Origin of the sequence: Mycolicibacterium wolinskyi str. Jessa 2025, from assembly GCF_049241375.1 — a bacterium.
GTDB lineage: Bacteria > Actinomycetota > Actinomycetes > Mycobacteriales > Mycobacteriaceae > Mycobacterium > Mycobacterium wolinskyi.
In genome coordinates, this window is the sequence record NZ_CP185960.1 from 6,523,764 (window position 1) to 6,547,643 (window position 23,880).

Annotated in this window: 20 protein-coding genes; 11 read left to right on the forward strand and 9 right to left on the reverse strand. The window is 68.6% G+C overall.

What is annotated here, in order from left to right:
• Positions 1–48: 48 nt before the first annotated feature.
• A complete protein-coding gene (locus ACOI2T_RS32435) occupies positions 49–1,050 on the reverse strand; it encodes a LacI family DNA-binding transcriptional regulator (RefSeq protein ID WP_409504302.1) in 1,002 nt (333 codons plus the stop codon).
• Between the two features lie 157 nt (positions 1,051–1,207).
• On the opposite strand from ACOI2T_RS32435, the gene ACOI2T_RS32440 reads away from it, so the two are divergent.
• The 4 genes from ACOI2T_RS32440 to ACOI2T_RS32455 are packed head-to-tail and all read left to right on the forward strand — an operon-like array spanning position 1,208 to position 5,104.
• The gene (locus ACOI2T_RS32440; RefSeq protein ID WP_409504301.1) at positions 1,208–2,521 is read left to right on the forward strand and encodes an aryl-sulfate sulfotransferase; all 1,314 of its coding nucleotides are present in this window, start codon (positions 1,208–1,210) and stop codon (positions 2,519–2,521) included.
• Between the two features lie 8 nt (positions 2,522–2,529).
• Positions 2,530–3,357, forward strand: coding sequence for an ABC transporter permease (locus tag ACOI2T_RS32445; protein ID WP_409504300.1), 828 nt, complete (start codon positions 2,530–2,532; stop codon positions 3,355–3,357).
• A 1-nt stretch (position 3,358) separates the two neighbouring features.
• Complete coding sequence (locus tag ACOI2T_RS32450; RefSeq protein ID WP_409504299.1) at positions 3,359–4,117, forward strand: ABC transporter ATP-binding protein; 759 nt, start codon at positions 3,359–3,361, stop codon at positions 4,115–4,117.
• Between the two features lie 18 nt (positions 4,118–4,135).
• The gene (locus tag ACOI2T_RS32455; RefSeq protein WP_409504298.1) at positions 4,136–5,104 is read left to right on the forward strand and encodes an ABC transporter substrate-binding protein; all 969 of its coding nucleotides are present in this window, start codon (positions 4,136–4,138) and stop codon (positions 5,102–5,104) included.
• 4 nt (positions 5,105–5,108) lie between these two features.
• On the opposite strand, the gene ACOI2T_RS32460 is transcribed toward ACOI2T_RS32455, so the two are convergent.
• Positions 5,109–6,344 carry a threonine/serine exporter family protein gene (locus ACOI2T_RS32460; protein WP_234816893.1) on the reverse strand — a complete coding sequence of 412 codons (1,236 nt, stop codon included), beginning with the start codon at positions 6,342–6,344 and terminating at the stop codon, positions 5,109–5,111.
• Positions 6,341–7,894: an MFS transporter gene (locus tag ACOI2T_RS32465; protein ID WP_409504297.1), complete on the reverse strand. Its 1,554-nt coding sequence runs from the start codon at positions 7,892–7,894 to the stop codon at positions 6,341–6,343. The genes ACOI2T_RS32460 and ACOI2T_RS32465 overlap by 4 nt, the downstream gene beginning before the upstream one ends.
• Positions 7,895–8,005: 111 nt before the next feature.
• Between ACOI2T_RS32465 and ACOI2T_RS32470 the strand changes: the two genes are divergently transcribed.
• From ACOI2T_RS32470 to ACOI2T_RS32485, 4 genes are read left to right on the forward strand one after another with little or no spacing between them, the layout of a single operon-like run.
• Positions 8,006–8,722 carry an oxygen-binding di-iron domain-containing protein gene (locus tag ACOI2T_RS32470; protein ID WP_409504296.1) on the forward strand — a complete coding sequence of 239 codons (717 nt, stop codon included), beginning with the start codon at positions 8,006–8,008 and terminating at the stop codon, positions 8,720–8,722.
• 37 nt (positions 8,723–8,759) lie between these two features.
• The gene (locus ACOI2T_RS32475; protein WP_409504295.1) at positions 8,760–9,305 is read left to right on the forward strand and encodes a hypothetical protein; all 546 of its coding nucleotides are present in this window, start codon (positions 8,760–8,762) and stop codon (positions 9,303–9,305) included.
• Positions 9,306–9,316: 11 nt separating this feature from the next.
• Positions 9,317–9,943: a TIGR03085 family metal-binding protein gene (locus tag ACOI2T_RS32480; RefSeq protein ID WP_409504294.1), complete on the forward strand. Its 627-nt coding sequence runs from the start codon at positions 9,317–9,319 to the stop codon at positions 9,941–9,943.
• A 17-nt stretch (positions 9,944–9,960) separates the two neighbouring features.
• A complete protein-coding gene (locus ACOI2T_RS32485) occupies positions 9,961–10,890 on the forward strand; it encodes an LLM class F420-dependent oxidoreductase (RefSeq protein WP_409504293.1) in 930 nt (309 codons plus the stop codon).
• Between the two features lie 90 nt (positions 10,891–10,980).
• On the opposite strand, the gene ACOI2T_RS32490 is transcribed toward ACOI2T_RS32485, so the two are convergent.
• Positions 10,981–11,376, reverse strand: coding sequence for a hypothetical protein (locus tag ACOI2T_RS32490; RefSeq protein ID WP_409504292.1), 396 nt, complete (start codon positions 11,374–11,376; stop codon positions 10,981–10,983).
• Between the two features lie 44 nt (positions 11,377–11,420).
• Here ACOI2T_RS32490 and ACOI2T_RS32495 point away from each other — a divergent pair, with 44 nt between their 5' ends.
• Positions 11,421–11,876: a hypothetical protein gene (locus tag ACOI2T_RS32495; RefSeq protein ID WP_409504291.1), complete on the forward strand. Its 456-nt coding sequence runs from the start codon at positions 11,421–11,423 to the stop codon at positions 11,874–11,876.
• A gap of 61 nt (positions 11,877–11,937) precedes the next feature.
• Here the strand turns inward: ACOI2T_RS32495 and ACOI2T_RS32500 are convergent, their stop codons facing one another.
• The 5 genes from ACOI2T_RS32500 to ACOI2T_RS32520 all read right to left on the reverse strand — a co-directional run bounded on the left by ACOI2T_RS32500 (position 11,938) and on the right by ACOI2T_RS32520 (position 19,170).
• Positions 11,938–13,791 carry an Hsp70 family protein gene (locus ACOI2T_RS32500; RefSeq protein WP_409504290.1) on the reverse strand — a complete coding sequence of 618 codons (1,854 nt, stop codon included), beginning with the start codon at positions 13,789–13,791 and terminating at the stop codon, positions 11,938–11,940.
• A 30-nt stretch (positions 13,792–13,821) separates the two neighbouring features.
• Positions 13,822–15,312, reverse strand: a complete 1,491-nt coding sequence (locus ACOI2T_RS32505; RefSeq protein WP_409504289.1) for a dynamin family protein — start codon at positions 15,310–15,312, stop codon at positions 13,822–13,824.
• Between the two features lie 30 nt (positions 15,313–15,342).
• Complete coding sequence (gene iniA / locus ACOI2T_RS32510; protein ID WP_409504288.1) at positions 15,343–17,187, reverse strand: isoniazid-induced dynamin-like GTPase IniA; 1,845 nt, start codon at positions 17,185–17,187, stop codon at positions 15,343–15,345.
• Between the two features lie 99 nt (positions 17,188–17,286).
• The gene (locus ACOI2T_RS32515; RefSeq protein ID WP_085145404.1) at positions 17,287–18,381 is read right to left on the reverse strand and encodes an IniB N-terminal domain-containing protein; all 1,095 of its coding nucleotides are present in this window, start codon (positions 18,379–18,381) and stop codon (positions 17,287–17,289) included.
• A gap of 261 nt (positions 18,382–18,642) precedes the next feature.
• Positions 18,643–19,170 carry an Rv0340 family IniB-related protein gene (locus ACOI2T_RS32520; RefSeq protein WP_409504287.1) on the reverse strand — a complete coding sequence of 176 codons (528 nt, stop codon included), beginning with the start codon at positions 19,168–19,170 and terminating at the stop codon, positions 18,643–18,645.
• Between the two features lie 218 nt (positions 19,171–19,388).
• Between ACOI2T_RS32520 and ACOI2T_RS32525 the strand changes: the two genes are divergently transcribed.
• The gene (locus tag ACOI2T_RS32525; RefSeq protein ID WP_409504286.1) at positions 19,389–21,185 is read left to right on the forward strand and encodes an Hsp70 family protein; all 1,797 of its coding nucleotides are present in this window, start codon (positions 19,389–19,391) and stop codon (positions 21,183–21,185) included.
• Between the two features lie 6 nt (positions 21,186–21,191).
• Positions 21,192–23,684: an isoniazid response ATPase/transcriptional regulator IniR gene (gene iniR / locus ACOI2T_RS32530; protein ID WP_409504285.1), complete on the forward strand. Its 2,493-nt coding sequence runs from the start codon at positions 21,192–21,194 to the stop codon at positions 23,682–23,684.
• The last annotated feature ends 196 nt before the right edge of the window (positions 23,685–23,880 follow it).

The following is a 23,880-nucleotide window of genomic DNA, read 5'->3' on the forward strand; positions in this document are numbered from 1 at the left end:
GGTGGGGCATGCGTACCCAGCCGAACGGGAGCTGAACCACGAGCGCGGTCAACATCCGCACGTATCCCCCACCCGAAGCGACGGCTCCAGGTCGTCACCGCTCGCACCGTCGTCGAGCAGCAGGCCCAGCGCCCGTCGGACGATCGCGTCGACCGGCTGTTGTGCTGCGGTCAGGCGCAGCTGTGCGTAGTCGTTGGCGGGTCCGTCGAAGCCGACCACCCGAACGTCGCCGGGAACGTCGAGCCCGGCGTCGACGATGGCGCGGACCACGGCGGACGTCTGCCCATAGGTGCCCACGACGAACCCGCGCGGGACCTGGTCGCCTTCGCGCAGGAACGTGCTCACTGCGGTGTAGGCGCCGCCGGGAGTGAGATCGGTACGGACAAGCGGGATTCGAGAGCCGGCGACCGCACTGACTCCGGCGAATCGTTGTTCGACAGTCTCGCGGTCGCCGTGGTGAACGTCGGCCTCGGTGAAGCCGCCGACGAACGCGATGTCGGTGCAGTCGTGTTCATCGGCCAGGTGCCGCGCGACGAGTTCGCCTGCGCGGGAATGATTCACACCGACGATCTCGGCCGCGACGTCACCGCGGACGTTGTGCATCCAGACCACCGGGATGCGTTCCTGACGGCACAGCTTCGCGGTGTGCGGCGCATTCGCGGCGCCGATCACCACGAGGCCGTCGATGCCGACCTCGGCGAATGCGGTCGCGAACTCGAGCTCACGTTCGGCGTCGTATCCGGTGTTGCCGATCAGGGTGAGGTGGTCGCGGGCCCGGGCTTCGACCTCGAGGCGCCCGACGAACTCGCCGAACAACGGCAAGGTCAGATCGGGAACGAGCAGGCCGATCTGCCGCCAGCGGCGCGGCCGGCGCAGCGCCCGTGCGCGTAAGTCCGGTCGGTAGTTCAACTCGTCGATGGCACTGATCACCTTGGCCCGCAATGCTTCCGACACCGGCCGCGGCCCGTTGTTGAGCACGTAACTCACGACGGCCGTCGATGTGCCTGCACGGTTGGCGACGTCGGCCAACGTCGGGCGCTTACCACTCACTCGAGGTGACACTCCGCTCCTTGAACTCGCCGTCGCCAGCTTTTCGATCACGTCGATTCTGACGGTTCCATCGTCGTTCGCTCTCATTACGCTAATCGATTAGAACCGTTACGAGGAGGACCCGTGGTTGTAACACGTCGTTGGTGGAGTAGCTGACATGGCTTTTGTACGACTCTCCGGAGTCACCTACCTGGACCCCGAACTCGCCTACGACAGCTACGTCCTGTTCACCGGCGCCGATTCGGTCACCCGTCTGATCGACCTCAACGGAACCGTCGTGCACGAATGGCCGTACGCCGGGGTACCGCCCCGCATCCTCGACCCGGCACTCAACGGCGGACGCGTCGGCGATGTGGGTGTGCAACTGTCGGATAGCGGCGACGCCCGCGGCGGCATCTACGCCAACGGCACTGTCGGACAATTGGACTGGGACGGCGAACGTGTGTGGGAGTGGGGCACTCAGGCACCGGGCGGTGCCGCGCGGCAGAACCACGACTGGGAACTACTGCCGAACGGCAACCGCCTGATCCTCGTGACGGTGCCGCGCGTCGTCCCCGGACTGGGCGAGCATGTGGTCGGCGACCAGGGGTTGTACGAGGTCACCCCGGATGGCGAGATCGCGTGGCAGTGGCTGGCGGGCGACCATCTCGACGAGTTCGGATTCTCCGAGTCCGGTTGGGCGGCATTGCGCCAGACCGTGGCTCGCGATCCGAATGACCCGTGGGGATATCTGGAGATGAACAGCGCGAAATCCCTCGGCCCGAACCGGTGGCACGATGCCAAGCCCGACACGGTGTTTCAGCCCGACAACATCTTGGTAAGCTTCCGCAAGGCCAACATCGTCGCGCTCATCGACAAGGCGTCGGGGGCGATCGCGTGGAAGGTCGGGCCCTATTACGACGACGAACCCGGTTCGCAACATCAGCGGATCAACGTGCACAAGGTTCCACGGCCGCTCGATCAGACCTCCGGTCAGCACAACCCGCACATGATCGCCGCCGACCTGCCCGGCGCGGGCAACATCCTGGTGTTCGACAACCAGGGCGGCGCGGGCTACCCGCCCGCACCGATCGGCATCTACGCCGGCTCGCGCGTGCTCGAGATCGACCCGGCCACGAAAGAAATCGTGTGGCAGTACACCGCAGAGGACTCCGGCCTACCGTCCTGGACGTTCTTCAGTTCGTTCGTGAGCAACGCGCAGCGCCTGCCCAACGGCAACACCCTCATCACCGAAGGCATGCAGGGCAGGCTCTTTCAGGTCACGCCGGACGGTGACGTCGCGTGGGAGTACCACAGCCCCTACCAGGGCTACGGCGTGGCCGGTGAGCCCGAGGTCAAGCAGACCAGGGTCCCCGGCGTCGACCGCCTCACGCTGACCGCACTGGTGTATCGCGCACAGGCCGTGCCGTTCGAATGGACGCCGCCCGGTATCGAGCGGTCTCCGCTTCGGGAAGTCGACCTGCGGCCATGACATCGGGCGTGGCAGTTCGAACTCCGGCGGTGCGCGTACCCCCGCCACCGGGCGCAAAACGGCTGCGGGCGGCGGCCGTACGGTTGGGCGCCCTCGGCTGGACCGTGGCGGGGCTTGTTCTCGCGGCGGCGGTGTGGTCGCTCGTGGTCGCCACCGGACGCTTCCCGCGGCAGCTGTTCCCCAGCGTTCCGGAGATTCTCGCGGCCGGACAGACCCTGTGGGCCGAAGGCTTGCTGGCCGACGACATCAGCGCCAGTTTACGCAGGGCCGCAGTGGGTTTCGCGATCGGAGCCGCAGTCGCCGTCATCGTCGCGGTGTTCACCGCTACCACCGCGGTGGGGCGTAACCTGCTTCAACCGGTGTTACGGGTGTTCTCACCGATCCCGACGATCGGCCTTGTCCCGCTGGCCATCCTGTGGTTCGGCCTGGGCGAGAACAGCAAGACACTCGTGATCGCGCTCGGCGTGTTCGTCCCGGTGTGGATCAACAGCCACTCCGGGATCGCGGGTACGCCGATCGACTATCTCAAGGCCGCGCGTTGCCTCGGGGCGGGCCGGTGGCAGACATTGCGCAAAGTGGTGCTGCCGGAGGCCGCACCGGACATCGCGGCGGGCCTGCGGGTGGGCGCCGCGATGGCCTTCGTGCTGATCGTGGTCGCCGAGATGACCGGCACCACAGCGGGTATCGGTTACCGGATCTATCAGGCGCAGTTGTTCTCGCAGGCCGACCGGTTGATCTTCTGCCTGATCGTCCTCGGGATCGTCGGCGCGATCTGCGACCTGCTCGTCAACGCCGCGACGTCGCCCTTCACGCGCTGGGCCCGCGAGGAGCACTGACATGGCACTCGAAACTCGTGATCTCGTCATGCAATTCCCTGGCAAGCAGGAGCCGACACTCAAGAGCATCTCGATGACCATCCCCGACGGGTCGTTCGCCGTGCTCGTCGGCGCGTCCGGCAGCGGGAAGTCGACCCTGCTGCATTGCCTGGCCGGACTCATCACCCCAACGTCGGGCATCGTGACGGACAGCGGCGAACCCGTCACCGAGCCGAATCCCCGCCGGGGCGTCGCCTTCCAGCGCGATGTGCTGTTCCCGTGGATGAGCGTCGCCGACAACATCGACTTCGCCCTCGCCGCAAGAAAAGTACGCAGACCGGAACGCCACGACCGGATCTACGAGCTTCTCGACCTCGTCGGCCTGCACGCCGAAGTCGCCAGGCAACGCCCCACCGAACTGTCTGGCGGTATGCGCCAGCGCATCAGCATTGCCCGCGTGCTCGCCGGCGAGCCGACGGTGATGCTCATGGACGAACCGTTCGCGGCGCTCGACGCGCTCACCCGCCTGCGCATGCAGGACCTGCTGATCGACCTGTGGACTCGGTTGAACCGCACCATCGTGTTCGTCACGCACGACATCGACGAAGCGATCCGGCTCGCGGACTCGGTGAGCGTGCTGCGCGACGGGCAGATCGTCGACCACATCGCCAACCCGTTGAGCCGGCCCCGCCCGGCCGACACGCTCGCCGACCAGGCCGGCTACAGCGAGATCCGCAAGACCCTCCACCACCAGCTCGGCATCGACCACGCCGTGCACTGAACGCGAAGGACCGATCACGTGAAAACTCCTGTACGGCGGTTCATCACCGCCGCGATGACCGCGGTGGCGCTCACGACATCCGTCGCTGCCTGCACGGACTCCGGCAGCGCGAACGCCGACGAGCTGACGGTCGGGTTCGTCGTCGACCCGTCCTGGGCGCAGATACCCGTCGCCGCCGACACGGGTCTGTTCACCGAGCACGACGTGAAGGTGAAGGTCGTCAACTTCCAGTCCGGAGTCGAGGCGCTGCAAGCCGCCGCGGCCGGCCAGGTCGACATCACGACCGCCGCCGATGTGCCGACATCTGCCGCGCTGACCCGGACCCCGGCGCTGCGCGTCGTCGCCGACGGTTCGCGGTGGGAAGGTTCGCGCATCATCGCCCGGCGCAGTGCAGGCATCAACACGATCGCCGACCTCGCGGGCAAGTCCATCGGAACCCCACTCGGCACCAGCGCGGCCTATTACATCTCGAACGCGCTGGCCGAGAACAACATCGAGGCCAAACTGGTTCAGGTGTCGCCGTCGGCCATGGTGACGGCAGCCACCCAGCACAACGTCGACGCCGTGTCGATCTTCCAGCCCTACCAGGCGCAGACCGTCCAGGCGCTCGGCACCGATGCCGTCGAGTTGGCCGGTGGCACTTACAACCAGCACAGTCTCTTCATCGCCACCCCGACCGCGATCTCCGAGAAGTCTGGCGCGATCACCGCATTCCTCGCCGCACTCAACGACGCCGGAACCGCGCTCTCGCAAGGAGACGACGCCGCGACACAGGCCGTGGCCAAAGCCACGCAACTCGACCACGACCTGCTGCGCACGGTGCTCACCGAATTCGACTTCACGCTCCAGCTGAATCCGGACCTGGCAACCAAACTGACCGAACTCGGCGAGTGGGCCAAGACGCAGAAGTCGATCGATCCGTCGGTCCAATTGCCGGACTACACCACGTTCCTCGACAACCAGTTCCTGCCGAAGTCGCCGTCCTAGGAGTTCAGTAGTCCAGGTTGGCATCGCCGCGGCGCATGATGCCGGACCAGATCGCAAGGCCCGTCGCGAATCCGAGTGCGATAGACATCATCGACACCAGCATCACGATGATCGCGTTGCTGCCCTGCCCGCCGGCGAGCTCGGCTATCCCGATCAAGCCGACCGAGCTCGGGACCAGAAGCCAGAAGCCCGGTGCCAAGATGACCTGCGCGGCCGGCGTCATCGGGAGCCGCCCGAGCGCCAGCGCGCAGAGCATGAGCGCCAGGCCGCCGCCGAATCCGCTTGTGTAACCGCCGAATGCCGCGGCGGTCGCAAGCTGGGCGCCGTAGGTGATGAACAGCACCAGGACAAGCCATTTCGCGAATCCGGGTGGCGGTCCGAGGTGGAGCACGATGCCCACCGCGTACACCGCGACGCCCAGCCACGGGGCCCACGGCCCCAGGGTGTTCACCGACGCATCGGTCAACTCCGGCGAGGACAGGCCGAGCAGTTGGATGGCGATCACGATGCCGAGGGCCAGTTGGGCCAGCCGCAGGAATCCCGCCATGAGCCGCGCGGATCCCGAAACCATGTCGCCGGTGGAGGATTCGATCACCGACAACGTGATCGCCACACCGGGCAAAAACAGCGTCAGCGGCGGGATCAGCACGCGAAGGCTGTCGTGCCCCATGTGAAGCAATCGGCCGAGCGTGAACGCGATGTAGGTGACCAGGAACGCGCTCAGCACCGGCAGCAATTGCCGAAGGCCGGAGTTATGGCGCGTCGCCCATTCCAGAAGGCCGACGAGCAGCCCGAAACCGCTGGCCGCCACCAGCGCGACCAGCGTGGGCTGCAACATCAGCGCGTATGCCGCGCTTTGCACGGCGTACCCGAGGATGCCCACCCATGACGGGAAGCGCCGTGACAGCGTGTGGATGCGGTCGAGTTCGGCCCAGCCCTCTTCGGGTGTGACCTGTCCTGACGTGGCGCGCCGGATGAGTTCGCCGAGCGGGAACGTCTGGTCGTACCGCAGTGGGTCCTCGCGACGCAGAACCGTGGTCTGGCCACGATCGCCGGCTTGGATGAAGTTCGGGAGCACGAGCAGCGGGCAGTCGATGCGGTACTGCTCGGCGATGGTGTCCAACGTGCGCCGGACGATCGGAACCGGATAGTCGGCGCCGAGCATCGCCGAACCGAGCCGGGCGATGAAGCGGACGGCCGCCGAGCGCTCGTCGAGCGGTTCCGCCATCTCCGGTTTCACGGGCCGGCGCCTTCAGGTGACCGCGTCGTACCCCGCATCAGGATCAGTACCGCGACGATCGCGGCGACCGGCACGGCGGTCAGGATCCAGCCCATGGTGTGGATCGCGCCGAGCATGCCCGCAGTCGCTCCTTCGACGACTTCCCTGGCCCGTTCGGGGTCAAGCACATTGGTGCCTGCCGACGAACCGGCACCACCGTGGGCGACCCGCAACGCCTCGCGAGCCTCCTCGCCGGTGACGCCTGCGCCGGCGAGCCGGTCCCGGCTGGAGTGGACGAACAGCGTGGTGCCGAGCAACGCGAACACGGCAGGCCCCAGCGAGTACGCCGCTTGGCCCACAGCGCTTTTCACCGCGGTGACCGCACCACTCAATTCAACGGGTGCCGTTCTCAACATGACGGTGGCCTCGATGGTTTCGGTGACCGCGGCGCCGACCGCGTTGAGGCCGACAACCGCGAACAATATCCACATCGGGCTGTCCTCGCCGAGCACGGTGAGGACCAGCAGCGCACCCAGCAGCAGAAGAAGCCCGCCGACGAGCGCCGCGCGTTCACCCAGCCGCGCCGCCGCACGGCCGGCGGCCGCCGCCGCGACCGCCGACAACAGCGCGGCGGGGGCCATGAGCAATCCCAGCAGTGTCGGCGACTCGCCGCGGATCGTGACGAGGTAGAACGCACAGAGAATCGTCGATCCGCCGGAGAGGAAGTTGAATGCGACGCCGGCGAACACCGCGGCGTTGAACGGGCCGGAGCGGAAGATCCGAAGATCGAGAGCGGGGTCGGGCGTGCGGAGCTCGAAGACGACGAAGGCGGCCGCCGCCATCACGCCGACGACGATCGGCACGACTGCCGCGGCGTGCAGTCCGGTCTGCAGCCGCGACAGGCCGTACACGACGGCGAGCAGTGCGGTGGCGATCAGCAGCAGGCCGGGCACATCGAGCCGACGGGCATTGCGCGGCGTTTCGGGTACGTACCGCAGCACCATCGCCAAGGCGATGAGCGCCACCGCGGGGGCGACGAGAAAGCATGCGCGCCAACCGACATGCTGCGCCAGCAGACTTCCGACCGCGGGCATCGGCACCGCGGCGACGAATCCGGCGCCAAGGTGCAGTGAGATCGCACCGGCCCGCTTCTCCGGCGGGAAAACGACATTGACGATCGCCAGCGACAAGCCCAGCAGGAGCGCGAAGGCGACGCCTTCGGCGGCGCGGCACAAGATCAACACCGGCGCGTTGGGGGCCGCGGCGGCGAGGACACCGAACACGACCGTGCCGAGCAGCCCGAGCGTGTACATGCGCTTCATCCCGAACTTGTCGCCGAGGGAACCCGCGCCGAGGACCGCTGCGGCCAGCGTGAGCGTCGCGATGCTGGCGACGAAGCTCGCGGTGCCCGCAGTCATGTCGAGCCCGGCCCGCACCGACGAGATGTTCGCGGACAGGATCACCGGATCGGCCGCCGTGATGCTGGAGGCCAACCCCGTCGCGAGAATCGTCATGGTTGCGGCCGTGCCGGACACCCAGTTGGGGCGATCGGTGATCTCGATCTCGGCCATCGCAGCAAAATCCTGCCAGCCCGCTGCCGGGCTCGCGAAGTTTTTCCGGAGTTGTCATGCCGGATTTGCCAACCCGCCGCGCGCAGCGTCGCCGCGGCGAACGATGGGCCCATGGACACCACAGTCGATGAGATCGCGCCGGACATCTACCGGTTGTCCACCTGGGTTCCCGGCATCACCGAACACGGCTTCACGTTCAACCAGTTCCTTCTGACCGGCGATGAGCCGTTCCTGTTCCACACCGGTATGCGGCACCTGTTCGGCTCCGTGTCGGCAGCGATCGAGCGCGTGCTCCCGGTCGAGAAGCTGCGCTGGATCTCGTTCGGCCACCTCGAGGCCGACGAATGCGGTGCGATGAACGAGCTGTTGGCCGCGGCGCCGAACGCCGAAGTGATCCACGGCCCGCTGGCGATCATGCTCTCGCTCGCCGACTTGTGCGACCGGCCTCCCGTGGCGGCTCCCGACGGCGTACACGACATCGGCGGGCACCGGCTGCGGTTCATCGCCACCCCGCACATCCCGCACAACTGGGAGTCCGGGCTGTGGTTCGACGAGACGACCTCGACCCTGCTGGCCGGTGACCTGTTCACCCACACCGGGCGGTGTCCGGCGCTCACCGAATCGGATTGCGTGGCGCCCGCACTGGACGCCGAGGGCTTGTTCCACGCGACCGGCCTGACGACAAACCTCGTGCCGACGCTCAACGAGCTCGCCGAACGGAACCCGACAACTCTGGCGATCATGCACGGTGCGTCCTACCACGGCGACGGCGCCGCGCAGCTACGCGCACTTGCCGACGGTTACGCGGGGCTGCTCGGCGCGTCATAACCCATCACGCCCCCACCCGTGCGTAGCCTTGATCCCGATGAACGGGCGGCTGTTGCTGGGATGCCTGCTGACGGCGAGCGTGGTGCTCGCCGGCTGCCAGTCCGACATCGAAGGTTCGCCCGTCACCAGCCCGCAGTCCCCCACCGAGCCGAGTTTCCCGACGGCGCGACCGACCCGGTCCAGCCCCGCCCCGCCACCGAGTTCCACGGTGGCCGCGCCGCCGAGCGCCAAACCGCCGGCCGGGGCCACGCCGCTCGAACCGCAGAACGGCTACGTCTTCATCGAGACCAAATCGGGGAAGACCCGCTGTCAGCTGTCCACCCAGGACATCGGCTGCGAGTCGGACTTCAGCAACGCACCCGACATCGACGGGCTTCCGGCGAACGGTGTCGAACTCAGCGCCGACGGCAATATGCGTTGGGTACTCGGCAATCTCGGCGCGATCCCGGCGGTCACACTGGACTACCGCACATACACCGCCCTCGGCTGGACGATCGAGGCCAGCAGCGACGGCACCCGGTTCACCAACGACGCCAGCGGGCACGGAATGGTTGTCGCGGTGGAGGGTGTCGAGAACTTTTAGACTCGGGTGACATGAGTAGTATCGCGCAGCGCGAACGTGCCGCACTGGTCGAGTCCATGCGGGCCGCAGGCCCTGATGCTCCCACGCTGTGCGAGGGCTGGAACGCCCGCGACCTGGCCGCCCATCTGGTGGTCCGCGAACGGCGACTGGATGCCGCCCCCGGGATCCTGGTGCCCAAGCTCGCCGGATACACCGCCAAGGTGCAGCAGCAGGTGACCGACTCCACCGACTGGGCCACGCTCGTGAATCAGATCGCGTCGGGCCCTCCGCTGTTCTCCCCGTTCAAAGTGCTCGATCCGTTGGTCAACGTCGCCGAGATGTTCATCCACAACGAGGACGTGCGCCGCGCTCAACCGAATTGGGAGCCAAGGGTTCTCGACGACGCCACCGTCAACGCGCTGTCACGGCAGGTCGCCACGATGGCCCGCATGGCGATGGCGAAATCGCCGGCACGGGTCAGTTTGCGAACCCCCGAAGGCAAAACCCTCGCCACCGTGGGCAGCGGCCCCGCGGTGACCGTGACGGGCGAACCAGGGGAACTGCTGATGTTCGCCGCCGGACGCGAGCAGGCGCGGGTGACGTTCAGTGGACCCGACGACGCCGTCGCGGCCCTCCGGTCTGCACACCGGGGGCTGTAGCTCTTAGGGTGGGTTACGTGGATTTCCGTGTCTTCGTCGAACCCCAGCAAGGTGCTACCTACTCCGACCAGCTCGCCGTGGCCAAAGCCGCAGAAGCCCTCGGCTACTCGGCCTTCTTCAGGTCGGACCACTACCTGGCGATGAGCGGTGACGGCCTGCCCGGGCCCACCGATTCCTGGGTCACGCTGGCCGGGATCGCCCGCGAGACCTCGACCGTCCGGCTCGGCACCATGGTCACCTCCGCGACCTTCCGCTACCCGGGACCGTTGGCCATCGCCGTGGCGCAGGTCGACGAAATGAGCGGTGGCCGTGTCGAATTGGGCCTCGGCGCAGGCTGGTTCGAAGAAGAACACCAGGCCTACGCCATCCCGTTCCCGCCGCTGGGCGAACGGTTCGACCGGCTGACCGAACAACTGCGCATCCTGACCGGACTGTGGAACACGCCCGTCGGTGAGACGTTCGATTTCTCCGGCACGCACTACACCGTCGTCAACTCGCCCGCACTGCCCAAACCCTCGCAGACGCCCCTGCCGATCATCATCGGCGGGCAGGGAGCCAAACGCACACCCGCGCTGGCCGCCGAGTTCGCCGCCGAGTTCAACGTTCCGTTCGTGCCGCTCGACGCGCTCAAGACGCAGTTCGAGCGCGTGGCCGCCGCGGTGGCCGGCGCGGGCCGCTCGCCCGACTCGATGACGTACTCGGCCGCGTTCGTGGTGTGCGCGGGGCGCGACGACGCCGAGATCGCCAAGCGTGCGGCCGCGATCAACCGTGACGTGGACGAGCTGCGCAGCAATTCGCCGTTCGTCGGGACGCCCGCGGAGATCGTCGACAAGCTGGCGCCCTTCACCGAGGCCGGTGTGCAGCGGGTCTACCTGCAGCTGTTGGACATGGCTGATCTCGACCATCTGGACCTCGTCGCGAGCGAGGTCGTTCGCCAGCTGAGCTGACCCGAGCCGGGCTGATCGGCCGGCGTTAGTATCGGTGCCCGTGACCGGTGACCAGAATGACCCTGGGCAAACAACCGAGCCGCCCTGGCATCATTCGACACCGGCGGTGCTCGGGGCCAGCGTGGCTGCGCTCACCGTGATCGCGCTGGTCGTTTGGGGTGTGGTGGCGCTGACGAGCAGTGCCGACAAGCCGCAGGACGCACCGATCGAGTTCGTCGACCCGACGTTCGCGCCGGCCTCGTCGGGGACCTCGACAGCGACCACGACGCCGACCATCACGCGCACGAGCCCTCCCGTCACCACCGAGTTCGGGTTGCCGACCGATGTGTCCGGTACGACGGGAACCTCGCCGTCGGACACGTCGGGGTCCTCGACTCCGGAGCCGTCGGGTCCGACGGAGCTCCCGCGCACGCGGTCGGAGACCGACGACGACGAAGACGAGTCGCCGACGAGCCGGAGCCGACCACGCACCAACGTGACACGCACGTTGTATCCCGTGCCGGGTAACTGACGCCGCCTACTATCTGCGCGTGTCGAACTACTACTCCGACGACGAGCCCACCCAGTACTCGCAGAGCTACGGCGATCACGAGGCGTACCCGCCGCCGACCGAACCGCTCGAACCCGAGCCGGTGCCGTGGTACCGCAAGCCTGCTGCGCTGATCGGGTTCGGCGCGCTCGGCGCGGTGATCGCAGCGCTGGTCATCTATGCGCTCGTGCAGCTGTTTTCCTCGGATACCCCGTCCACGACGACCACGACGACCACCACTCCGACCACGACATCGGCCGTGGCGCCGGTCGCGCCGCCGCCGACTCAGACCGTGACCGAGACGGCTCCGCAAACGACGACTACGACCGTGCCGACCACGACCACAACCACGACAACGCCCAGCACGACAACAACGACGACGACCACCACCACGACGACCACCACCACGACCACGACGACGACCACCGACACGACGACGCCCGACGAGGGCGCGTAGGGGTTGGCCAGTGGCCAGTTATGTCACGTGAACATGCGTTCGGCGTGACACAAGTGGCCACTCACGGCGACGGCGGAGTAGACGTCGCCGTGGGTTCCGGCATGGGTTCGGGAGCGGGCTCCGGCATCGGTTCCGGGGCGGGCGCCTGCGTCGGCTCGGGTTCAGGCGCCTGCGTCGGCTCCGGCTCTGGCGCCTGCGTCGGTTCAGGTTCAGGTTCAGGTTCTGGCGCCTGCGTCGGCTCCGGCGTCGGTGTGGGCTCGGGCTGCGGCGCAGGAGTCGACGTCGGCGGCACGAACGTCGGGACCGGCAGCTGCGGGATGGGCAACTGCGGTACCGGTAACTGGGGCACCGGGAACCGCGGAATCGGCGCTGGCGGTGGCGCGGCCGGGCGCGGTGCGGGCCGGGGCGCTGCTTGCGGTGCCGGGCGCGGCGCGACCCGCGGGGCTGGCGCGGCCTGCCCGCTCTGGACCAAGCGGGGCGCGGCGGCCGGGCGCGGCGCCGCCTGCGCGGGTGCCGAACCGGCCGGTTCCTGGACGACGACGGTCCGCGTCGGCGGGGCGGGCAGCGACTGTGCGAGCGGCGATTCCGCGGGCACGGTCTGCGGCGCCAACGATGCGGCGCTGGCGGCGGCGTCCATCCGGTCGGCCCGCGCCGACAGGAGCCAGCCGACCGTGCCGACCAACGCCAAGAATGTCGCGGCGTAGAGCACCACGCCGCCGCGCCGGTACCACGGCGCGCTCCGTTCGGGGGCGGGTTCGGGCGCCGTTTCGGCGAACACGAACGCGGGCCGGGCCGCCTCTTCCGAGACCGCTTCTGGCACGAACTCGGCGACCTCGGGCACATCGTCGACCGCCGACCAGGCCAGCACCGACGCCGCCACGGTTCCGGTCAGCGATGCGGGCGCCACCGCGGCTTGCCGCGTCGCGGTCTCGTCCTGGCCGCGGCGCGCGAGCAGGCCGGCCCCTACCGCGCCGATCACCTGCGCCTGCGGAACCGTCGTGACCGGCATCCGGAGCGCTTCGGAAAGCCGTTGGGTGACAACGGGTATCCGCGCTCCCCCGCCCACGGTGACCAGCGCCGCAAGCTGGGCCGGGTGGATACCGGTGCGCCGCATCAGGTCCAGCAGCGCGTCGATCACGCGGTCGAGCGGCTCGGCCACGACGGCCTCCAGCTCGGCGCGGGTGAGCCTGATCGTGCGGCCCGGCTCCGGCCCGACGAGACCGGTCGCGCTCTGATAGCTCAAGCGCTCCTTGGCGATTCGGCATTGCTCACGCAGCCGGATCAACGTCGCGACGGCCGCGGTGCCCGACGGCTCGGCGTCCAGGTCGGCCAGCACGTGCCGAAGGATCTCCTGATCGATCAGATCGCCGGAGAAGTCGTCGAACCGCACGGTCTGTCCGACGGTCGCGAATCCCGCGTCGGCCAGCGTCAGGCTCGTTCCGGTGGCACCGAAGTCCACCAACGCGACGACGCCGCGGGCGGGCAGGCCCGGATGCGCCTGGATCGCCGTCAGCGCCGCAACCGAGTCGGGCACGACGCGCACGCCGGGCAGCGCGGCACGCACCGCGTCGAGCGCCGCCGGGCGCCAGTGCGCGGGCACCGCCAGCACCGACGTATCGGGCCTGCGGACCGGGCTCGCGGCACGGGTCATGGCCTCGACGGCCTCGGCCAGCAGATCCACCCCGCGGTGTGCCGAACCGTCCGGCGCCACGAGCGGCACCGGATCACCGACCCGCTCCACGAAGTCGGTGATCACCAGGCCGGGCTCGGTGAGCTGCGGGTTCTCCCCCGGCACACCGACCTCGGGCCTGCGATGCCCGAACAGCGTGAGGACCGTGCGCCGCAGGATCGGCGCTTGGTCGGTGATCGCCACCAGATTGGTCGTCCCAACAGACAACCCCAAGCAATCACGCATACCTATATGTCGGCGCTCGGCCTCGATTCGTTAGTAGCGCGTCGAGTATTCAGCAACCAACGCCTCGGCGCTGCGGACCGCGGCTCGGCACGCACGGGTGGTGAACGGGTCGTTGAGCGGGTGTTCGGCGCGCCTGCGCCAGCGCTGCGCGGCGGCGAACGCGGCCCGCGGCCCGTCGTAGGGCGTGTCGGGCTGCAGACCCAGCCGGCTCGCGGCGTCGGTGCCCGACCCGCCGATGATGCGACGCAGCGAGGCCATCTCGTCCTCGTTCAGCGTCGTCGGCCGTGACCGCAGCTGGCTGAGCAGCCGCAGTTCCTCGAACGCGTGCGTGTCGGCCAGCAGTGGGTCTATGTCGGCCAGGATGTAGGGCGTCGCATAGATCGGGTTGTGCTGCACGAACTGACGCAGCGACAGCAGCGCGGTGTGGGCTTTGAGCAGCTCCGACCGCTGCGCGAACTGCTGGTCGATCACGTCACGCAGCGCGATCAGGCCGCTGCGGTCCAGAAGTTCGTCGGCCAGCGCCACCGAATCCGACACTCCGGCGCGCAACACCGCGATCGAGATCCGGATGCCGAACATGCCGAACCGGTCCAGCAGTGCGGCGCGGGTGGCCGCGTCCACCGGCAGCGAGCTGTCCTCCCGCACGAAGCGGTCGACCGAGAGCATGGCCTTGGCGAGCTCGCCCGCGTCGACCCCGGCCAGTTTCTCGAGCGCGACGAACTCGCTCTGCCGCAACGTCCGCGCGGTCAGCGCGAGCAACCCGGACACCGGCACGACGGCCTGGCAGATCCCGGTCTTGTCCATCTCCGCGGTGAACCGCTTGGCGACGTCCTTTGCCGACATCATCGCGTCGATGCGGCCCGCGCCGATCTCGTCGGCCCGCGACGCGACACCGATCACCCCGAGCGCACCGGCCGAGCCGCCGACGAGTTCGCCGATCTGCTTGAGCAACGCGATGTCAGCGGCATTGAGGGTGCGCAGCAGGAACACCACCGCATCGACGCGGGGCACGCCGTCCTCGGGCACCAGCAGCCGATGCGTGCGTTCGGACACATCGCGCGACAGCGACGACGTGCCGGGGGTGTCGATGATCGTGGTGTCGATGAGCTCGGCGGCCGGCCACTCGACGTCGAGGTCCACCACGTCGACCGGATCCAGGCCGGCGAAACTGAACGTCAGGCCCCGATCGTGCGGGTCGCGGGCGATCGGGACGTTCGAGCGCCTGCCGCCGCGATGGTTGGCCGTCACCTTCGGCGTCGGACCGTGGCGAAACCACGTCACGATGCGCGTCGCCTCGGTCGCGTCGGTCGGCGCGATGTCCTCCCCGACCAGCGCGTTGACGAGCGTGGACTTACCGGCCTTGAGCGTGCCGGCCAGCGCGATGCGGATCGGCTGGTTGAGCCTGCGGCCGATGCGGTCGAGTTCGTTGTGCACATCGGGGCGATCGCGGTATGCCGGGTCGCCCCGGTACGCCTTGATGGTGCCGCCGAGAATCGCGCGCACCTGATCGCCCGTGCTCACGCTGCGGAGTCCAACCCTTTCGACCGGCGGTTAACTCCTCGAGCTTAGTTGCGGTTGGTTCGCCAGGTTCTGGGCGTGGTCGACGACCTGTTTGAGGATGTTCTGCTGGCGCTCGAGTTCCTTGACCCGGGTGTTGCGTTCGTTCTCCTCGACCTTGGCCGCGGCCAGCGTGGCCTGCAGCGATTCGTTGAGCGAACGGGTCGTCTGGTTGGCGATCTCGCGGTAGTGGTCGCGGAGCTGACGCTGGATGCCCTTGAGCCGGTCCCGCGATTCCTTGCCGACGACGAATGCGACGTCGTCGACGAACTTGCGCACGTTGGTCTTGGCCTCGTTGCGCACCCGCAGCATGCGGTTCTCCATGTCCTCCTTGTAGGCCTTGCGGCCCAGCACCAGGCCGGCACCCAGCGACAGCGGGTTGAACATGCCCAGACCCGCGAACGAGGTGAGCATGCCGAACATCAGCACGCCGCCGTAGGAGCCGCGCATACCCGTGACGACCTTGTGGCCCGCCTTGATCGGCTTGGCCTCCAGACGCGCGAGCGATTTGAACTCGCCGAATCCCGCGCCCATGTCCCGCGCGTCGATCTGGGGCATCTGCACCGCGTCGAGACCGGCCTCGGTGAAGGTCCTGGCGACCTCGGCGGCCAGCGCTTCGGCCCGTTGATACGCCCAGACGAAGTTGTCGCCGACCGCGGTGGCGACCGCGTCCTCCAGTTCGGCACCGATCTCGGCCCAGTGCAGCGTCGGATCGCAGCTGTCGATCACCTTCTCGGTGTGGGCCGAGATGTTGCGGAACCGGTGGCGGAGGTCATGGTCGACGTCGGCGGTCAGGTCGGCGATGCCGTCGCTGAGTACCTGTTGCCATAACGCGGTGTGCTGCAACGCATCCTGGGCCTCCTGCTTGCGGCGCTCCAGATCGGCGGTGAGACGCTCGCGGGCGTCCGGATCGGTGAACGAGGACAGCTCGGAGTTCACCGCGAGCAACAGATGCTCTGCGGCCGAATGGATCTCGGATACGACATGGTCGCGGACGCGATCGTTCTCGCGCGACAGCACGCGATCGGAGAGGAACTTCACGATGGCCGGGAAGTTCGATTCCTCGTTGAGTTCTTTGTCGTTGAGCTGGATGGCGTGGCTGCGCAGGGCCGACGAGACCGGAGTGATCGGGACGTTGAGCCCGGCCCGCTGCAGGTGGGCGGTGTTGGCGTCGACGATCTGGCGCCAGTACGGGTAGAGGTCGGTCTTGGTCGCGACAATCGTTGCCAGCGGGCATATTTCGAGCGCTTGACGGATGAACGTCATCTCCGGCTCGGTGAACTCCTGGCTGGTGTCGCTGACCATGAGCATGGCGTCGGCGTCGGGCAGCAGGCCCAATGTCGCCGACAGATGCGGCTGGCCGTGCCCGCCGACGCCGGGGGTGTCGACGAACGCGAGCCCGCCCTTGAGCAGCGGGCTCGGAGCGGTCACCTCGACGCGCAGCACCTCGCGGCCGCCGGCCTGCGGGGCCCGGCGCAGGTCATTGGTGACCTCGGACGGCGGAATCTCGATCAGCTCGGGCTCGGCACCGTCGGGCCGGGCCACCACGAGCCGCGCCGACGCCTGCTCGCCGTAGGACACGACCGTCGCCAGCACCGTGCTCTCGTCGTCGCCGACGCGGGCCACGGGGATGTTGAGCAGCGAGTTGAGCAGCTGGCTCTTGCCCTGCTTGAGCTGGCCGGCGATGACCACGCGAATCTGCGGGTCGTTGATGCGCACCTTCGCCGCCCGCAGCCGCTCGACAAGGTCGTTGCGGTCCTTGGCGGCCGCGATCTTGCTGGCGTGGTCGATCAGCTCGACGATCACCTTTACTTTGCGCGGGTCGTTCGGTTGCGTCATGGATTCCTCCTGCCGGGCTCAACGGTAGGCGCACGAACGGGGCGGGGACCACCCGCGTATGAGATGGTCCCCGCCCGTTGCGTTATGCGGTTGTTCGGATCAGAACGCGTCGAATCCGGTGTTGTTGTTGGAGGCGACGTCGGTGTCGGTTTCGTAGCTGTTGCCCGACGCGAGAGCCGTGTTGGTCTCGTTGCCCGACGCGAACGCCGTCTCGTTGCCCGAGGCGATGTCGTTGCCCGAGGCGAACGCGGTGTCGTTGCCCGATCCGATGTTCGACTCGTAGGACGACGAGTTGTCCTCCCAGCTGGTGGACGTGTTGGTCTCGACCGCGGTGTTCACCGAGTTGTCCTGGGTGTTGTCGCTGCCGTAGTCGCCGCCGACCGAGGTCTGGTTGCCACCCACCGCATTGGTGTCGTTGTCGGCGATGATGATCGAGCCCGCGTTGCCGCCGTCGCCACCGGACGCGTTGCCGCTGCCGATGCCGATCAGGCTGTCACCGCCGCTGGCACCGCCACCGTGGCCGCCGCTCATGTCGACGTCGCTGATGACCGGGCCTTCGTTGTCGGAGATCAGGTCGCCGCCCGCGGTCTGCGAGTTGTCCTCGACCTCGTTGTCCTTGCCGACCACGACATTCGAGCCGGATCCGGCGAGGATGTCACCGTTGTTCATGGTGTTGCCGTCGCCGAGCACGGCGCCGTCACCGCTGACGATGTCGCCGTCGTTGTCCCCGTCGACCACCACGCCGCCGTTGGTGGCCGTGTTGGTGGTCTTGTCGCCGAGGGTGATGTCACCGAAGCCCAGGTTGAACGCACCCTGCTGGGCGTTCGCGCCGGCGTCCTGGTTGGGGCTCATGATCGGGACATCGTTGTGGCTCGCGAAGTCGGTGTTGTTGTGGCTGGCCACATCCGGCGCGAACTGCGTCTGCGGTGAGAACGGCGAGGCGATCGGTGCCGCGAACTGTGCCGGGATGTTGTGGTGGTCGGCGACCGCGCGCTGCAGACCCAGCACCGGGTTGCCACCGCCGAGCAGCACACCGGCCGGAGCCGCGGTGGCCGCGACGGCGTGCAGCTGAGCCGCGGTGACGTTCGGCAGGCCGGCGTCACGCAGGCTCCCGTCCGGGTCGGCGATGAACGATGCGGCAGAGGCCGGGCTGCGGAACAGGTCGAGGATGAAGTCGATCAGAGAGATAGCCATTGCTCCAACCCTTTCGGTTGTTGTTGGGAAGTCTTTTTCGAAGTCCCCCGCCGGGCTCTCCGGCGATCTGGAGACAACGTTATGGATTCGCCAACCCCCCGGAAACGGGGCCGGTTCCCCTCCCCGCACGGGGCCCGTCCGGGGTAGGGATCATGACCCCGATAGGGGATTAGGGGGTCCATAGGGGGTTTGCGTTTGCGCAGGTGAAAAGCACAAAGCGCACGACCATACGGTCGTGCGCTGTGCGAATCGCGGACGTGATCAGTCGAAGATGTCGAAACCGCCCACCCCGTCAGTGTGGTGCTGGTCGTCGACCACCGGCTGTGCCCAATCGTCGGCGATCACCGGGTCCGTGGTGATGGCATCGTCGATGACCGGCTCAGTGACCTGCAACGACGCCTCGTCGAACGGATCGGACACGAGCCCGGAGTCGGTCAGGGCATCGAGACCCGACGCCACGGTTTCAGTGGGCTGCTCGATGACCTGGCTCACCACATCGGGTCCGGCGTCGACGGGCACATGGTCGCCGAACGCGTCGAACGCCGCGGTGGCCGCGCCGCTCGCCCAGACATTGCCGGCCGATTCAGCGCCGAAGGCGTCGAGCCCGCCGGTGGGAGCCGTCATCGACAGCGATTCCGACACCACCGGAATCAAGTTGTTCACGTCTGCGCTGGTCACGTCGGTCAGATGTGCGTCGGCGATGGCCTGGGCCGGATCGGCCGCGTAGCGTGCGGCCGCATCGGGATCACGCACGAGCGACATGACGAAGTCGAGCAACGTATTTGCCACGGCACACCTCCTTCCCGGTCGTCAACGGGCTCATGTCGGCCACGACTCGATGCTATCCAGCGGGACCCCAGCCGGGATCGGTGCCGAACCCACCCCTCTCGCGACGCCATTAGGGGACTCACCATTAGGGGATTGACGCCACTAGGGGAACAATGACGGGCCGTGGGGGATCGAGCCGCTATGGTGAGGGACGGCCCAGACAACAGGAGTGACGCCTGATGACCGACTCACTGGGGTTGTCGATCGGGGTGACCAACCTGGTGGCAGCCCGCGAAGGCCGCACACCGGTGGTTCGCCGATCGATCCTCACCCTATTCAACGACCGCGCACCCGAAGTGGGTGAGTTCAGCGGCGACGGTTTGGCCTTGACCGGGTTCGTCGAGCGCGTCGGCGATCCCGTGCCGATCGTCGCCGCGGACGGATCCCATCACCGCGGCGAGTTGGTGTTGGCCGAGGCGCTCGACGTGATGGCCCGCGCGGCCGGCGGCGGCGCGCCCGTCACGATCGCGGTCCCCGCCTACTGGGGCCCCGGCACCGTAGGCGCGCTACGCGGCGCGTTGCGGGGCAAGCCGGCCCTCACACCGGGCGGTGCGCCGCCGGCACTGGTGCCCGATGCTCTTGCCGCGCTCGCGGCATTGCGCGCCGATCCCGGGCTGCCCGCCGAAGGCGTGGTGGTGCTGTGCGATTTCGGCGGCAGTGGCACGAGCGTGACGCTTGCCGACGCAGGCGCCGACTTCGCACCTGTCGGTCAAACCGTGCGCTACCAAGACTTCTCGGGCGATCAGATCGACCAGGCGCTGCTCAACCATGTCCTCAGCGGCATCGCGGCAGCCAACGACGCCGACCCCGCGGGCACCGCCGCCGTGGGTTCACTCGCCCGCCTGCGGGCCGAGTGCCGACAGGCGAAGGAACGACTGTCGGCTGAAACCGCGGCAGTGATCACCGCCGACCTGCCGGGGTTCAACTCCGATGTCAGGGTCACCCGGCCCGAACTCGAGCAGCTCATCGCCGAACCGCTGGCCGGATTCGCCAACAACGTCGAAGACACGTTGCAGCGCAACAACATTGCGTTGTCAAGTGTCGCCGCCGTCGCGACCGTCGGCGGCGGTGCCGCGATTCCTCTTGTGACGCAACAGCTCTCGCAACGGTTACGCGCGCCGGTGGTCACCACACCGCATCCGCAGCTCATCGTCGCGGCCGGGGCGGCCCTGGTCGCCGAACATGTGGCCGAGGCCGGCGCGCCGACCGGCATGGCTCCCGAGGTCGCCGCTGCCGACGCGCCGACCGGGCTCGGGCCCACCGCCGCCTGGGCAGCAGGTGCGGCGGGCGTTGCCGGCGCGGCGGGTGCCGCGGCTGCCGCCGATGGCCCAGAGTCGGCGACCTTCCGGGCGCTGGCGTGGTCGCAGGACGACGCTCCGCCGAACGAGCCCGTGCCCTATGCCGGTGGCGACTACAGCTATGAGACGGAGCCGGGGGCGACAGCGGCGCGCCCGCCCGTCGAGTTCAGCCACGAAGAGGAGATGTACGACGCCGAACCGGCGCCACTCCCCTGGTACAAACGCCCGCCGATCCTCTTCGGTGCGGCCGCGGCGGCCGTGCTGCTCGCGGGGGGCGGTCTCGCCGTGACGCTGACGGGCACGTCTTCGGATTCGACGCCGGTCACCGAGACCAGCACGACGTATTCGATGGGCCCGTCTCCGGAAGGCCCACCGCCCGAGCCGATCACGACCGTGACCGTGGGCCCCGACGGCCAGGCGACGAGCACCGTCATCGTGCCGCCACCACCACCGCCGACGACCACGACGACGGCTCCGACGACGACGAGCCCGACCACCACGACTACGACGACCACGACGACCACCACGACGTCACCGACGACGACCACCACGCGCACGACCACGACGACACAACCGACCACCACACAGCCCACGACGACGCAACCGCCGACCACGACACAGGCACCGACCACGACGACCGTCGAAATCCCCGACGTCCCAGTCGAGGACGGCGCCTAGGCCGGCATGTCGAACCCGGCGCCGGAACGCCTCACGGATCTGCCGCCGGCCGTCCGCGAGGCCGCCGGCCGACTGCTCGACGCGCCGACCGAGCCGGCGAAGCTGTTGGTGTCCGGGGGAATCGGGACGGGCAAGAGCACCGCGCTCGCAGCCATCCGGGCCGCGTTCCGCGAGGCCGGGCGCACCGTCCTCACCAGGCCGTCGCGGACCACCGACGCACCCGACGTGGCGTTCGTCGTCGATGATGCGCACCTGCTCGACGATTCCGAAATCGACTGTCTCACCGAACAGGTCGCACATCCCGGGGCCACGGTGGTGGTGGCGGCCGAACCGCTCGCGCATCGGCAGGCACTGCGCGCGCTGGTGACCGCACTGGAGCGGGAGAACCCGGTGGTGACGTTGGGCGCGTTGCCCGCCGCCGAGGTGAACCGGATCATCACGGCAGCGCTCGGAGCGCCCGCACCGCCCGAGACGGTCCGGTCGGTAATGATCGCGACCGCGGGCCTGCCGTTTCTGGTCCGGGCTGCGGCCGGTGCGGCCACCCGTCCCGACGAGGCCGCCCGGTTCGCATTGATCGAGCGGCTCCGCCGGGTGGACGAGCAGACGCGCGACACCCTGCTCATCACGTCGCTGAGCCTGGAACTGGGACCCGACGACGTCGCCGCGGCGCTGCGGCTGACCGGCCCCGACGCGTTGACCTTGGTGGACCGGGCCCGCGCCGGCGGCCTCGTCGAGCCTTCGCACGACCGCAGGTTCCTGCGGCTGGTGCACGACTGCATCGCCCAGATCGCCGGCGCCGCAAGGCATCACGAGATCGAGTCGGCGCTGCTGAGCTCGCAGCTGGAACTGTCCACACTGTCGGCAGAACTCGCGGTGCGCCTCGCCGAACACGGACTGCGCGACGATCGCCTGGCCGAGGCGCTGTCCGACCACGCCACGCACGCACAGGGTCAGCCGGCGCGGGCGGCGCGTCTGTACCGGGCCGCGGTGCAAGCGGGATCGGCCGCGCAGACCACGCCGTTGGCCGATGCACTCGCCCTGGCCGGCGACTGCGGCACCGCCGGGCGCATGGCCGATGAACTGCTCAGCTCCGACGATCCGGCCGAGCGCGCGGCGGCCGTGCGCATCGCGGCCAGTATCGCGGTGCACGACGGAAGCGCGGCCCAGGCCGCCGATCTGTTCCGGTGGCTCGGGCCGTATCCGGATGCCGCGATCAGTTCGGCCGGGGCGGTCGTGCAGTTGGCGGTGGGTGATGGCGCCGCCGCGCGCACCGCGCTCAGTGCCGAACTCGCCGGACCTCCGACGTCGACCGCGCGCGCCGCCCGCAACCTGGCCGACGGGTTGCTGATGTCCCTCGACCAGCCGTTCGCGGTGACCATCGCGAGACTGGGGCAGGCCGTCACGACCGAGCACCAGACCGTCGGCGTCGCACCCGACACCCCGGCCGCCCTCGTCACCCTCGCGGCGCTGCACGGCGGCGACCCGGTCCGGGCCCGCAGCGTGATCGGCCGGGCCGTGCGCGCCGGTGATGACGGCGCTGCCGCGTTCACCGCGTACCGGCATCGGCTACTGCTCGGCTGGGTCAAGATGCAGGACGGCCAGTTGGCCGCGGCCGCCGCCGATGTGTCCGCGGTCGAGGCCGGGCCCGCCCTGCACCGGCGCGACGCACTGTGGGCGGCCGCGCTGCGCACCGCGATCGCGCGGCGCAGCGGGGACAGCGGCGCCGTGCAGAAGCACTGGTATGCCGCCATGGAGGTGCTTGCCGAGTACTCGATCGACCTCTATTCACTGCTGCCGCTCGGCGAGCTGTGGGTGGCGGGCGCCCGGATGCGCCAGATCGACCGGCTGCAGCACACACTGACCGAGGCGTTCAGCCTGTTGGATGCGTTGGGCCAGCCGGTCTTGTGGTCGGTGCCGTTGCATTGGGCCGGTGTGCATGCCGGGATCTTGGCCAATTCCCCGGCGGCGGTCGCGCCGCACGGCCAGGCCTTGACGGCGGCGGCGGGCCAGAGTGCATTCGCCAGGGCGCTGGCCAATGCGGGACGTATCTGGCTGCGGGTGCTGGCCAACCACGTCGACACCGATGAGGTCACCGCGGCGGCACGCGGGTTGTCCCAGTACGGGTTGACCTGGGACGGAACCCGCCTGGCCAGCCAGGCCGCGCTGCAGACGCCCGACCCGCGGGTGTCTCAGGCCATGCTGCAACTGGCGAGGGATCTCAAGCAGACGAGCGCCGTCGATGACGCGCCCGCACCGATCGCCGCGCACACCCCGGCCGCCCAACATTCCAGCTCGGGGCCGGCCCGGCTGTCCGATCGCGAACGCGAGGTCGCCGAGCTGCTACTGCTCGGGATGCCTTACCGCGACATCGGCAGCCAGTTGTTCATCTCAGCGAAGACCGTCGAGCATCACGTGGCGCGGATCCGCCGGCGGCTGGGCGCGGAATCGCGTTCGGAGATGCTGTCGATGCTGCGCGCGATGCTCGCTCCGAAGCCCTAGCGACTATTTGCCAGGACCATCGCAGGCGGCCGTTGGCCTCCGTCGATGCGGTGAGAGCTATCCCACAGTGGCCTCCAAGTTAGGTAAGCCTCGGTAGCGGGAGGAAACTCTCAAATGTCACTATGAGCTGAAGGAAGCTAAGTTACCCACGGGTAACCATGCTCAAGTTACCGACCGGTAACACGCGAAATGGAGG

Coding starts and splice junctions, on each gene's coding strand:
- iniA (WP_409504288.1), bottom strand. CDS start 17,187: ATGACGCAACCGAACGACCCGCGCAAAGTAAAGGTGATCGTCGAGCTG.
- ACOI2T_RS32475 (WP_409504295.1), top strand. CDS start 8,760: ATGAACGGGCGGCTGTTGCTGGGATGCCTGCTGACGGCGAGCGTGGTG.
- ACOI2T_RS32450 (WP_409504299.1), top strand. CDS start 3,359: ATGGCACTCGAAACTCGTGATCTCGTCATGCAATTCCCTGGCAAGCAG.
- ACOI2T_RS32500 (WP_409504290.1), bottom strand. CDS start 13,791: ATGCGTGATTGCTTGGGGTTGTCTGTTGGGACGACCAATCTGGTGGCG.
- ACOI2T_RS32470 (WP_409504296.1), top strand. CDS start 8,006: ATGGACACCACAGTCGATGAGATCGCGCCGGACATCTACCGGTTGTCC.
- ACOI2T_RS32465 (WP_409504297.1), bottom strand. CDS start 7,894: ATGGCCGAGATCGAGATCACCGATCGCCCCAACTGGGTGTCCGGCACG.
- iniR (WP_409504285.1), top strand. CDS start 21,192: ATGTCGAACCCGGCGCCGGAACGCCTCACGGATCTGCCGCCGGCCGTC.
- ACOI2T_RS32525 (WP_409504286.1), top strand. CDS start 19,389: ATGACCGACTCACTGGGGTTGTCGATCGGGGTGACCAACCTGGTGGCA.
- ACOI2T_RS32480 (WP_409504294.1), top strand. CDS start 9,317: ATGAGTAGTATCGCGCAGCGCGAACGTGCCGCACTGGTCGAGTCCATG.
- ACOI2T_RS32440 (WP_409504301.1), top strand. CDS start 1,208: ATGGCTTTTGTACGACTCTCCGGAGTCACCTACCTGGACCCCGAACTC.
- ACOI2T_RS32515 (WP_085145404.1), bottom strand. CDS start 18,381: ATGGCTATCTCTCTGATCGACTTCATCCTCGACCTGTTCCGCAGCCCG.